General features: G+C 69.0%; 10 protein-coding genes and 1 pseudogene. 4 read left to right on the forward strand and 7 right to left on the reverse strand.

Annotated features, from left to right (window positions below; translation table 11 throughout):
• Positions 1-55: 55 nt before the first annotated feature.
• Complete coding sequence (locus tag AB6732_RS12710; protein WP_370960311.1) at positions 56-1,762, reverse strand: amidohydrolase; 1,707 nt, start codon at positions 1,760-1,762, stop codon at positions 56-58.
• Between the two features lie 92 nt (positions 1,763-1,854).
• Between AB6732_RS12710 and AB6732_RS12715 the strand changes: the two genes are divergently transcribed.
• Positions 1,855-2,454 carry a TetR/AcrR family transcriptional regulator gene (locus AB6732_RS12715; RefSeq protein ID WP_370960312.1) on the forward strand — a complete coding sequence of 200 codons (600 nt, stop codon included), beginning with the start codon at positions 1,855-1,857 and terminating at the stop codon, positions 2,452-2,454.
• A 26-nt stretch (positions 2,455-2,480) separates the two neighbouring features.
• On the opposite strand, the gene mnhG is transcribed toward AB6732_RS12715, so the two are convergent.
• The 6 genes and pseudogenes from mnhG to AB6732_RS12745 all read right to left on the reverse strand — a co-directional run bounded on the left by mnhG (position 2,481) and on the right by AB6732_RS12745 (position 9,071).
• Complete coding sequence (mnhG, locus tag AB6732_RS12720) at positions 2,481-2,873, reverse strand: monovalent cation/H(+) antiporter subunit G (RefSeq protein ID WP_370960313.1); 393 nt, start codon at positions 2,871-2,873, stop codon at positions 2,481-2,483.
• Positions 2,863-3,147, reverse strand: a complete 285-nt coding sequence (locus AB6732_RS12725) for a monovalent cation/H+ antiporter complex subunit F (RefSeq protein WP_307498311.1) — start codon at positions 3,145-3,147, stop codon at positions 2,863-2,865. The genes mnhG and AB6732_RS12725 overlap by 11 nt, the downstream gene beginning before the upstream one ends.
• The gene (locus AB6732_RS12730) at positions 3,144-3,707 is read right to left on the reverse strand and encodes a Na+/H+ antiporter subunit E (RefSeq protein WP_370960314.1); all 564 of its coding nucleotides are present in this window, start codon (positions 3,705-3,707) and stop codon (positions 3,144-3,146) included. Before AB6732_RS12730 ends, AB6732_RS12725 begins: the two co-directional genes overlap by 4 nt.
• Positions 3,704-5,320 carry a Na+/H+ antiporter subunit D gene (locus tag AB6732_RS12735; protein WP_370960315.1) on the reverse strand — a complete coding sequence of 539 codons (1,617 nt, stop codon included), beginning with the start codon at positions 5,318-5,320 and terminating at the stop codon, positions 3,704-3,706. Before AB6732_RS12735 ends, AB6732_RS12730 begins: the two co-directional genes overlap by 4 nt.
• 328 nt (positions 5,321-5,648) lie before the next feature.
• Positions 5,649-6,072 (reverse strand): annotated as a pseudogene (locus AB6732_RS12740) (Na(+)/H(+) antiporter subunit C); the annotation flags it as partial.
• Positions 6,069-9,071, reverse strand: coding sequence for a Na+/H+ antiporter subunit A (locus AB6732_RS12745; RefSeq protein WP_370960584.1), 3,003 nt, complete (start codon positions 9,069-9,071; stop codon positions 6,069-6,071). The gene AB6732_RS12745 and the pseudogene AB6732_RS12740, both read right to left, overlap by 4 nt.
• 113 nt (positions 9,072-9,184) lie before the next feature.
• On the opposite strand from AB6732_RS12745, the gene AB6732_RS12750 reads away from it, so the two are divergent.
• The 3 genes from AB6732_RS12750 to AB6732_RS12760 all read left to right on the forward strand — a co-directional run bounded on the left by AB6732_RS12750 (position 9,185) and on the right by AB6732_RS12760 (position 12,253).
• Positions 9,185-10,567: an MFS transporter gene (locus AB6732_RS12750; protein ID WP_370960316.1), complete on the forward strand. Its 1,383-nt coding sequence runs from the start codon at positions 9,185-9,187 to the stop codon at positions 10,565-10,567.
• Positions 10,568-10,821: 254 nt separating this feature from the next.
• A complete protein-coding gene (locus tag AB6732_RS12755) occupies positions 10,822-11,673 on the forward strand; it encodes a hypothetical protein (protein WP_370960317.1) in 852 nt (283 codons plus the stop codon).
• 97 nt (positions 11,674-11,770) lie between these two features.
• Positions 11,771-12,253, forward strand: coding sequence for a cation:proton antiporter regulatory subunit (locus tag AB6732_RS12760; protein WP_370960318.1), 483 nt, complete (start codon positions 11,771-11,773; stop codon positions 12,251-12,253).
• Positions 12,254-12,255: the final 2 nt, after the last annotated feature.

Genomic DNA, 12,255 nt, shown 5'->3' on the forward strand with positions numbered 1-12,255 from the left:
CATCCCGTCCGGGATCCGGTGACCGCAAGGCCCACTCGCGGCGTTTCCGGTACTTTCAGCCCTCGGCGGGCGCGTGGCTGTCGTGGGCCGAGCAGTGCGACTGCCCGCCGTAAACCGGGACCGGCGCGGGGTCGATGTCCGCGTCATGCACCACCTCGCCGCCCACCAGCGTCAGGGCGGCGCGGTGTTCCAGGAGCGCTGCGGGGTCCTGCTCGTGGTCGTAAAGATTCCCGCTCCAGGCCACCAGATCGGCCAGCGCGCCGGGCCTGATGACGCCGAGTTCGTGCTCCGCATGCCAGGCCCAGGCGCCTTCGGCCGTGTAGCCGCGGAGGGCCTGATCCAGGGTGAGGCATTCCGCCGGAGTCCAGGCGTCCGAGCCGTCCAGCCCGGCCCGGGTGAGCGCCGAGTAGAAGCCCACCACGGGATCCATCTCGCCCACCTGCCAATCGCTGGACAGGGCCACATGCGCTCCGGATTCCATGAGCGACCGGAACCGCCAGGCCCTGTCCCAGCGCTGTTCGCCCACGTTCTCCATCCACGTCCCGGCCACGAGATCCGGGGAGCAGTGCCGCGGCTGCATGGCGGCGGTGACGCCGAGGTCACGGAACCGCGGAAGGTCCGCGGGGTCCAGGCATTCGACGTGGACGATCCCGTGGCGGCGGTCCGTGGTCCCGTTGGCGCGCGCCGCGTGCTCGATCGCGTCCAGCGCCAGACGGATGCCGCCGTCTCCGGTCGCATGGGTGTGGGTCTGGAAGCCGAGGCGATCCAGCTCGGTGACGATCCGCGTGAGTTCGCCCAGGGCCGCCGAGGGGTGCCCGCGATGGCCGGGACGGTTCGCGTAATCATCCAGCATCCAGGCGGTGTGGGGTTCGATCACGTCGTCCGCGTAGAGCTTGATGGGTCCGAGGCGGAGGCGGTCGTGGGACGGGCCGTGGTCGACGGCGTCACGGAGCTCGCGGCGGAAGGCGTCGTCGGCGTCGACAGGGTGGAAGAGCGCCGCGATCACGCGGGAGGACAGCTTGCCCTCGCGGATCGCGCGCTCCAGGAGGGGCACTTCGGCGAGCGGGACCTGCGGCTCGACGACCGTGGTGATGCCCGTGGCTGTGGCCATCTCCAGGCTCGAGAGGAATTTCCGGTAGCGGCGGTCCGGGGAGTACATCGGGATGTCCCGCTGGAGACCCGCGAGGCCCGCCGTGGTCATGGCGCTCGTGTAGAAGTCGGTGACCCAGCCGGTGGGGCGGCCGTCGGCGTCGAGCTCGGGGTTGCCCCACGGGATGTCCCCGCCCTCCCTGATGCCCTCGCCACTGATGCCGAGGACCCGCAGGGCCGCTTCGTTGAGCCAGACGGAGTGCTGGTCGTAGGTGGTGACGAACACCGGGCGGTCCGTCAGGCCGTCCAGGTCGCGGGCGTTCGGGCGGCGGCCGGGGACCACCGAGTAGACGGCGTTCTCGGCGCAGATCCAGTCCAGCTCGGGGCGGCGGTCCGCGAGTTCCTTGATCCGCCTGCGGACCTCCTCGAGCGTCTCGGCGCCCTCGAGACTGACCGCGTCGGCGTCGAACCCGAGGAGGAGATGGTTGTGCGAATCGATCACGCCCGGGGTGACCAGCGCGCCGTCGAGGTCCCTGGTCCGGCGGGCCGACGGCGCTTCCGCCGCGCTGCCCACATAGCTGATACGGCCGTCGGTGATGCCCACGGCCTCGGCCCACGGCTGAGCGGGATCGAAGGTCCGGACGGTCGCGCGGGTCAGGAGGAGATCGAGCATGGCGGGGTCCTGTCGGGAGTCAGAGGAATTCTTTGACATCATCGTCAAATAACTCTCTCAGTGAAGCACCGGCGCTCTGCTAACGTCAAGGCATGGCGAGGCCGAGCAACCAGACTGCACGACGCGAGAAGCTCGTGGCCGCCGCATTGGAGGCGGCATCGGAACGCGGGCTGCGCTCCATCTCGATGACCGACGTCGCGGCGAAAGCCGGCCTGACCAGGGGCGCCGTCCTCTACTACTACGAGGATCTGGACGAGCTGCTCGTGGAGGCGCACCGCGCCGGCGTCGCACGTTTCTGCGACGCCCGCGATGCGATCGTGGCCGGTCTGCCCACCGCCGCCGCCCGTCTCGCGGCGGCCATCCGGCACGGCCTTCCGAGCGGCCCGGACGATGCCCTCATGCGCCTGCTCTACGAATTCGACGTCCTCGCCGGGAACTCCGCGTTGCACCACGAACTCGTCGAGGCCATGTACCGGCGACAGCTCCGGACGTACCAGGGCGTCCTGGAGGGCGGCGCGGCGAACGGGGACTTCACCCTCCGCCTGCCCGTCGAGACCCTGGCCATGAACCTCGTCGCGCTCGAAGACGCGTACGGCCTGCACATCACGGCGGGGAACAGCCTCATCACCGTCGCCACGGCCGAACAGGCGATGCGCGACGCCGCAGCCGCCCTGGGCGCGACGCCCGCCTGAGGGGCGCCTCCCTGAGCGGGGGACGGTCAGTCCTGCGACTTGCGCTCCTCCGCGGCCTGGGACACGACGGCGGCGAGGTCGTCCTCCGTCAGCAGCTCCGGGTGGCGGTGCTTGGTGCGGTAGCCGGCGCGGCTGACCATGTGCGCGGAGATCGGCACCGTCAGCAGCTGGAAGAGCCAGGCGAGCAGGAGCACGGGCCAGACCACCCAGCTGCGCATCTGGAGCCCCAGCGCCACGAAGACGAGCAGCAGGCCCAGGACCTGCGGCTTGCTGGCGGCGTGCATGCGGCTCATGAGGTCCGGGAAACGGACCATGCCCACCGCGGCGCCGAGGCTCAGCAGAGCGCCGAGGGTCAGGGCCACACCACTCAGGATGTCCACCACGCTGTTCCAGTCGATGCCAGTCCCGTCAGCGGTCATCGCGGGGCTCCTCACGGCGGTCCTGCACGAAGCGTGCGACGGTCACGGAACCGATGAAACCCACCACGGTCAGCGAGATCACCAGGATCAGATTGTTCAGGTGCCGGTGCACAGCCATGTCGATGCACAGGGCCGTGACCACGATGCTCAGCAGCACGTCCGTGGCGAGCACGCGGTCCAGCAGGGACGGGCCCTTGGCGATGCGGTAGATCGCCGCGGCGGAGGCGAGCCCCAGCGCCACGACGGCCACCGTCACGAAGACCGGGTTGATCATGCCGTCACCTCCCCGGCCCGTTCGGCCTTCAGGCGTTTCAGTTCTTCGCGGGAGCCCATGACGTCGATGAGCTTCGCCTCGATGCGGCGCACCCCGGCGCGCACCTTCTCGGCGTCGGCATCGGTGTGCACATCCAGCGCGTGCAGGTACAGGGTGGAGGTGGAGCGGTCGACCTCCACGACCATGGACCCCGGGATCCACGAGCTGACGTGCCCCACGGCCGTCAGGATGAGGTCCGAGTGGCTGCGCAGCGGCACGCTCAGCACCGCGTTCCGCACCTTCGGACCCTGGAAGACCGCCACGAGGCTGACCTGGAGCGAAGCCCACGCCATGCGCGCCAGCACCTCGATGCCGAACGCGATCGCGTGGAACACGTTGAAGCGCCCGCTCAGCTGCACCGGCGGCAGGTAGAACACCCGCGTCACGGCGATGGCCAGCAACGCGCCGAAGAGCAGCGTCCCCGGGCTGAAGTCCTGCCAGAGCATGGCCCACACCAGCATCAGCCAGATGAGCAGGGGCAATTCCTGCAGGAACCGGATCTTGCGGCGGTGGAGACTCATCGCGCACCTCCCTGAGTGTCAGCGGCCGGGGATTCCGCGGGCGACGGCGGCGCCTCCTTGGGTGGCACCGCCACCTCCGGGCCGAGCACCGCATGGATGTACGAACTGCGGTCCAGCATCTGGGCGGCGGACCGGTCCGCGAGCCCGAAGAGCGGACCGGCGAACACCGTCAGGGCCACGCCCAGGACGACGAGTGCCGCCGTCGGGGCGACCATGCCGCGCGGCATGAGGCGCCGTGCCGCCGCGCCCGTGGTGAGGAGCTCGGGCTCCGGGTCCTCGGCGTCGTCGGTCGTGCGCCAGAAGGCGCGGTTCCACACACGGGCGATCGCCAGCAGCGTCAGCAGCGAGGCGAATACGCCGCCCACCACGAGGATCACGGCGAGCACGGTCCCCTGCGCGATACCGGCCTGGAGCAGGCCCAGTTTGCCCAGGAAGCCGGAGAACGGCGGGATGCCTGCCAGGTTCATCGCCGGGATGAAGAAGAGCACGGCCAGGAGCGGGGACAGCTTGCCCAGACCGCCGAGACGGTCGAGGGAGGAGCTGCCCGCCCGGAGTTCCACCAGGCCCGCCACCAGGAAGAGTGAGGTCTGGATGGTGATGTGGTGCGCCACGTAGAAGACGGCGGCGCCCAGACCCGCGGTGGAACTCAGGGCCAGCCCGAACACCATGTACCCGATGTGGGAGACGAGGGTGAAGGACAGGAGACGTTTGATGTCGTTCTGTGCGACGGCGCCCAGGATGCCCACCACCATGGTCAGCAGCGCGACCACCATGAGGGGCTGGTTGAGGGTGTCGCCCGGGAACAGAAGCGTCTCCGTCCTGACCATCGCATAGACGCCGACCTTCGTGAGCAGGCCCGCGAACACCGCGGTGACCGGCGCCGGGGCCGTCGGATACGAGTCGGGGAGCCAGAAGGACAGCGGGAACACGGCCGCCTTGATGCCGAACGCCACGAGCAGCATGACGTGCAACAGAGTCTGTATGCCGGGGTCGAGCTGCGCGAGCTTCACGGCCAGGTCCGCCATGTTCACGGTGCCGGTGGCCGCATAGATCATCCCGATCGCGATCAGGAAGAGCAGCGAGGACACCACCGACACCACCACGTACGTGACGCCGGCCCGGATGCGCGCCTCGGTCCCGCCGAGGGTCATGAGCACGTAACTCGCGGTGAGCAGGATTTCGAAGCCCACGTAGAGGTTGAACAGATCGCCCGAGAGGAATGCGTTGGACACGCCCGCGATCAGGATCAGGTAGCTCGGGTGGAAGATCGACACCGGGCCGTCGTAGCCGGATTCACTGGCGCCCTGGGCCGAGGCGTACAGGAGCACGCAGAGGCTCACGGCCGAGGAGACCACGAGCATCAGCGACGAGAAGGCGTCCACCACCATGACGATGCCGAACGGCGGGAACCAGTGCCCCAGCCGCACGGCCGTGGTGCCGCCGTCCCAGCTGGAGGCCAGGAGGAAGCATTCGAGCACCAGCGTCAGGGACAGGACCGAGACGCTGACGGTGCGCTGTGCCCGGGGATGCCGGACGAGCGTGAACGCCACGGCAGCGCCCAGGATCGGCAGCAGGACGGCCAGGGGGGCCAGGTACGCGAGATTGACGCTCATGCCCGGCCTCCTTCCCCGGGGTGCTGTCCATGGTCGGCTTCAGGGTCGGAGCGGTGGTTCCAGCCCTCTTGGGGCTCGACGCCGGGCTGCGGGCCGGCGCCGTCGGCTGCCGGACCGCGCGTCCCGCCGTCGGCGGAGCGGGTCTCGGTGTCCACGCCGTCCGCCAGGGCGGCCCCCGAACTGGACGCCGCGGAACGGGTTCCCTCGGAGATGTCGGAGCCCTCGGCGTTCTCGCCGCCCTCCCCCGCGGAGCCGTCGACGCGAGCGGCGCCGTGGGCGTGGGTGGCGGCGCCCACGGCGGCGAGGACCGCGCCGTGCTGGGCGTCGTCGTCGGCGGTGAGCGGGAACTCGGTGGTCTCCTCCGGAACGACGGCGTCGTCCTCGGCGTCGAAGCTGGGCGTGTTGGCCACTCTCTGGTCTTCCGTGTCGTCCGCGATGACGTCCTGGCGGCCCAGGACCCACGTGCGGTAGATGATGCCGAGCATGAACGCCGTGACCGCGAAGCTGATGACGATCGAGGTCAGGATGAGGGCCTGAGGGAGGGGGTCGTTGTAGTCGTGCGGGTCGGTGCCCTTGACGAACAGCGGGGCCAGGCCCGCGTATCCGCCCGTCACCAGGATCAGCAGATTGGTGGCGTTGGCCAGGAGCATGAGACCGAGCGTGACGCGGGTGAGGCTGCGCTCCAGCAGGAGGTAGATGCCGCACGCGTACAGGATCCCCATGATCACCAGGAGGGTCATATTGGCGCTCATCGTGCCGCCACCTCACTTTCCTCCTCGAGTTCGACATCGATCTGGGCGCCGAAGCCCCTCAGCACGTCCAGCACCAGGCCGATCACCACGAGATACACCCCGATGTCGAAGAAGGTGCTGGTCACGAATTTCACGTCGCCCACCACGGGCAGGCTGAAGTGCACGATGGCGCTCTGGAACACGTTCCCGCCGAGCAGGAGCGGGGCGAGTCCGGACACGGCGGCCAGGGCGAGGCCGATGCCGAGCACGAGGCCCGGGCTCATCCGGAGGGCCTCCGCGAGTTCGAAGCGACCGCCGGCCAGGTACCGGATGGTCAGGGCCATGCCGGCCATCAGGCCGCCGGCGAAGCCGCCGCCCGGGAGATTGTGACCCGCGAACAGCAGGTACACGGAGAGCACCACCATGGTGTGGAAGATGAGCCGTGTGACCACTTCGAAGAGGATCGACCGGCGTTCCGGCGCCAGCGTCCGGCCGGCCACGATCCACGGGTTCCGCAAGGCCAGCCCGGTCTTGGCGCGCGGCGGCGCCCCGAACTTGCGGGCCGTGGCCAGCGCCGCGGCCTCTGCGGAGCCTTCCGCCTGGACCCGCACCCGGCCGACACTGCCGGTCTCCACCCCGGCGCTGCGGCCGAGGCTGTTGCCGATGTTCCGGACGAAGATCAGGCTGGCGACGCCGGTGGCGGCCAGGGCGAGCACCGAGATCTCCCCGAAGGTGTCCCAGGCCCGCAGGTCCACGAGCGTCACGTTGACCACGTTGAGGCCGCCGCCCTGTTCGTAGGCGAGCTTCGGGAAGTCGAGGGAGATGGGCGACGCCACCCGGGAATCCGTGGCGAAGAGCGCGAACACCACCATGGCGGCGCCGAAGGCCAGGCCAAGGATCACGCGGATCACCCGGAAGTGGCCGCCCGTGCGGTCCCGGAGTTCCGGGGGAAGCCGGCGCATGGCCAGGACGAACGCCACCAGAGCCACCGTCTCCACGAGCATCTGCGTCAGCGCAAGGTCCGGAGCGCCCTGCAGGGCGAAGATCAGGGCCATGCCGTAGCCCGTCACGGACACGAAAAGCACGGCCATGAAGCGTTTGTCGGCGCGGACCGCGCCGAAGGCGCCGATCACGATCGCCAGGCCGATGAGCCACTGGAAGGGCGAGCCGGGGTCGATCCAGTACAGATTGGACGGCACCGCCTGCCCGTGCCAGAGCAGCGTGACCGACGGCATGATGACCGCGACGGCGAGGATCACCACCAGGTAGAAGAACAGGGAACCGCGCTGGGTGCGGCCCGTGACCCAGACGGCAGTGTCATCGAGCCCGCCGATGACGTGCTGGTAGACCCGGTCCGCTTCGGGAACCTTCGGCATCGCAGCCTGGAAGCGGGTGACCCGCTCCCGCGCGATCACGAGCAGGGTGCCGACCAGGAAAGTGACGGCGGTCAGGCCGAGCGCCGCCGTGAAGCCGTGCCACAGCTCGAGGTGGCCGGCGGAGGCCGCCTCCTCGATGTGCTCCTCGGTCTCCTGGAAGAGCGCCGCGTACGGCTGGACCCACGAATCCACCGGCACGGGCCACAGGCCGTAGACGAGACTGAGCGCGGCCAGGATGGCGGGCGATGCGAGGAAGGAGAAACGGATCGGCTTGAACGGTGTGGGCGGCACGCCCGGCTTCGTCGAGAAAGCACCCCATATGAACCGAGCAGAATATGCGAACGTGAGTATAGATCCCACCACGATGCCGATCAGCACCACCGGACCCCAGGGACCCGGCGCCGTCGACGTCTCGCCCGTGGCCCAGTCGACGAACGCAGTGAACACGCTCTCCTTGGCCACGAATCCGGCGAGCGGCGGAATGCCGGCCATGGAGGCCGCGGCCAGCACGGCCACGACGCCGAGCGCCCGGGAGGAGCGGAACACCCCGGAGAGCTTGCGGACGTCACGCGTGCCCGTCTGATGGTCGATGATGCCCACCACCAGGAACAGCGCGGCCTTGAACAGACCGTGCGCGAGGAGCAGCGCGAGGCCCGCGAGGCCCGCTTCCGGGGTGCCCAGGCCCACGACCATCGTGAGGAAGCCGAGCTGCGACACCGTGCCGTAGGCCAGGATGAGCTTGATGTCCGTCTGGCGGAGCGCCCGGTAACCGCCCACCAGCATGGTGATGAGCCCCAGACTGAGGACGACGGGGAGCCACGTCTCGGCCTGCGAGAATCCCGGCGCCAGACGCGCCACCAGATAGATGCCGGCCTTCACCATGGCGGCCGCGTGAAGGTACGCGCTCACCGGGGTCGGCGCGGCCATCGCGCCGGGCAGCCAGAAGTGGAACGGGAAGAGCGCGCTCTTGGTGATGGCGCCGACCAGCACCAGCACGACGGCGACGCTCAGCGCGGCGGCCGCGGCGCCGTCGCGGTTCGCGCCGGTCAGGAGGGCCGGGGCGCGCTCCAGGAGGGTCGAGACGCGGCTGGTCCCGGTGATCTGGGCCATCATGAGGAGGCCGATCAGCATGGTCAGACCGCCGGCCGTGGTGACGATCAACGCGGTGAGGGCGGAGCGTCGGGCGGACAGGCGGGCCCGGGCGTAGCCGATCAGGAGGTAGGACAGGATCGTGGTCAGTTCCCAGAACACGAACATGAGGATGAGGTCATCCGAAGTGACCAGGCCGAACATGGCGCCCGCGAAGGCCAGGAGCTGAGCGCCGAAACTGCCCAGATCGGCGTCGTCCGCCTTGAAATAGCGGGCGCAGTACGCGAGCACGAGCGATCCCACGCCGAGGACCAGGAGGCACATCACCCAGGACAGCGGATCCATGCGGAAAGTCAGGTCCAGCTGGAGCTGCGGGATCCAGTCGAAGTGCTCCACGAGGCCTGCGCCGTAGGCGGCGGGGTACTGGAAGAGCAGCCAGACGAAGGCGGCGGCAGGGGCCGCGGCCAGGAGGTAGAAGGCGTTCCGCCCCAGGCGCTTGAAGATCAGCGGAGCCACCGCGGCAAGCGCGAAAAGGGAACAGAGGACTAGGGTCACGTGGTCATCACCACTTCCGGTGTTGCTGGCCGCGGGCAGTCCTGTCATCCGGAGCGGTTCCTTAAACAGGTGTCTTCTCATTTTAGCAACTGGCGCCCGCTACTATTCGTGCTATGAGCCCCGAAGCGACTTACAACGCCGGTAGCGAACACGTGTCGCAGGAGACCGGACGGCGGCGGGGCATGGTCCTGGCCTGGGCCTCGTGGGACTGGGGTTCGGCCTCGTTCAACGCGGTCATGACGACGTTCGTTTTCACCGTTTACCTGACGTCCAAGGCGTTCGGCGGCGAGGATCACGCTTCCGGGGTCCTGGGGCTGGGCTTCGGACTCGCGGGCTTCGCGATCGCCCTGCTCGCCCCGGTGACGGGGCAGCGCGCCGACGCGGGCGGACGGCGGAAGCTCTGGCTCGGCATCTACAGCGCCGTGGTGGTCATCCTCATGGCGCTGTGCTTCTTCGTGCGGCCCGAGCCCGAGTACCTCCTGCTCGGCGTGATCCTCATCAGCGTGGGGCACGTGTTCTTCGAACTGGCCGGGGTCAACTACAACGCCATGCTGACCCAGATCTCGACTCCGGCGACCATCGGAAGGGTCTCCGGCTTCGGCTGGGCCGCCGGGTACCTGGGCGGGATCGTGGCACTGCTGCTGGTGCTCCAGCTGTTCGTCCAGCCCGCGTTCCAGTGGTTCGGCGCCTCGACCGACGACGCCCTCAACATCCGCCTCGTGGCGCTCTTCTCCGCGGTGTGGTTCGGAGTGTTCGCACTGCCGGTGTTCTTCCGGGTCCCGGAACCGCCGGTCCGGCCAGGCGAGGCGCGGGTGGGCTTCCTGCAGTCCTATGTGGTGCTCGTCCGGCGGATCCGGGCGCTGTTCCGGCGGTCTCCGCACACCATCTACTTCCTCCTGGCGAGCGCCGTGTTCCGGGACGGCCTCGCGGCGGTGTTCACCTTCGGCGGGGTCATCGCAGCCGGGACGTTCGGGTTCCAGCTCAAGGACGTCATCTTCTTCGCGGTCTTCGGGAACGTGGTGGCCGCGGCGGGGGCGATCCTGGGCGGCTTCCTGGACGACCGCATCGGGCCGAAGCGCGTGATCGAGCTGTCCCTGGTGGGCCTCCTCGTGGCGGGGACGGCCATCCTGATCCTGGGCAACAGTGAATATTCCTTCTTCGGCATGCAGTGGCACGGCAAGCTGACGTTCTGGGTGTTCGGGCTGCTGCTCTGCCTCTTCGTGGGGCCCGCTCAGGCCTCCGCGAGGGCGTTCCTGGGACGACTGGCCCCCGACGGCGAGGTCGGCGAGCTCTTCGGCCTCTACGCCACGACGGGCCGAGCGGTGTCCTTCCTGGCGCCCACGCTCTTCACCATCTCCATCGCCGTGGCGTCCCGATACGTCGCGGAGGGCCAGGCGCAGCGCTGGGGGATCCTCGGCATCATGGTGGTGCTCCTGGCCGGCCTGCTGGTCCTGATCCCGGTCAAGGCCCCGGCGAAGGACAAGGCCGCCGCCTGATTCCGCTCGGCGCCCACGCCCGGCCCCACGCGTTGTGCGCTCAATAGTTACGGGTATTTCGAGCCCGGACCCGCAACTACTGAGCACACAACGGCGGGGACCTGGAACCACCGGAAACGCAGTCCATCCACATAACCGGATCAGCGCGGCCATCCGTGCTCCCGCCTTGTTCCGATGGACGGATGAAAGCATAAGAACTTCCCGCGAGATTCCAGAACACCTCCTTCACCGTGTCGGAGGCCTTGGCGGGCGGTGTGACCAGCAGCCGTCTCCGGGCCGCCGACCTGCGAGCACCGAGCCGTGGGATACGCATTCCTCACGGTGCGGACCCGACACTTCTGGCGAGCCTGCGGGCTCTGACCGTCCTTGACGACGCGACGGCGGTCTCCGAGCTGACCGCTGCACGCGCCCGGGGCATCCCGCTGCCGTTCTGGGCTGATCAACGGATCCATGTCTCGCGCGCACGGGGTGGCACGCACCCCCGCCGCGCCGGTGTGGTCGGGCATCGAACGCTGCTGCTTCCGGGGGAAGTCGAGTACCTGGCCGGTGTGCGCATCACCTCGGCAGCGCGAACCTGGCTGGATCTGGCGCACCATGTGCCCCTGGCCGATCTCGTGGCGGCGGGAGACCATCTCGTCAACGAGCACGGCCCGGACCACCCGTTCCCACGGGTACCGCTCTGCACGGTGGCCGACCTCCGCCGCGTGACGGTGGCCCACCCCAAGATGAAGGGGAAAACGAACGCGCTGGCGGCGTTGAACCTGATCCGCCCGGGTGCGGACTCAGTGCAGGAGACCCGGTTGCGCCTGATCTTGCTGGATCACAGGCTCCCCGAGCCGGAGCTCAATGTGATTCTTTACGACCCCTGGGGCAAGGCCCGGGTCTGGCCCGACCTCGCCTACCAGCGGCAGCGGCTCAGCATTCAGTACGACGGCATGGTCCACGGGGCGGAGCGGCAGTACGAGAGGGACATCGCACGGGCCACGATCACGGCGGAACTGGGCTGGCAGGAACTACGGATCAGCGCCGCCGACCTCCGCGGGACACGGCCGAGCGTGGTCCGGAAGGTGCAACGGGCCCTTCGCGCGGCCGGCGAGCCCTCATGACCACGTTGTGTGCTCAGTAGTTGCGGGTGTTTCAGGCCAGGACCCGCAACTACTGAGCACACAACGCGAGGGGACCAGCGGGGACTAGGCTTATGCCATGCACGTGGATGAAACCGACCTCCCCGGACTCGGGGTGCGGAAAGACTTCATGACCGCCAGCGGCCGCAGGATCGGCGTGGTGGTCCACCGTGATGGAACCACGGAGTTCATCGTCTCCACCTGGGACGACCCGGACACTTGCCAGGCCTCCATCCCCCTCACGGGACAGGAGACCACCACCCTCGCCCAGCTGCTGGGTGGCCAGCTCATCGTCAACCAGCTCACGGAAGAGCACCGGGACGTCCCGGGCATCGTGACGCGCCAGTTCTCCATCCTCCACGACTCGCCCTTCCGGGACCGCCCCATGGGAGCGGCCTCGATCCGCACCCGCAGCGGCGTCTCGATCGTGGCGATCATGCGGGAAGGTGAGGTGATCCCCTCGCCCGGTCCCGACGTCGTGCTCCATCGCGGTGACCTGCTCGTGGCGGTGGGGACGCTCGAAGGCCTGGACAAGGCCGCTGAAATCCTCCGCAAGGGATAGCG

The sequence above is a fragment of the Arthrobacter sp. RCC_34 genome (genome assembly GCF_041360795.1).
GTDB lineage: Bacteria > Actinomycetota > Actinomycetes > Actinomycetales > Micrococcaceae > Arthrobacter_E.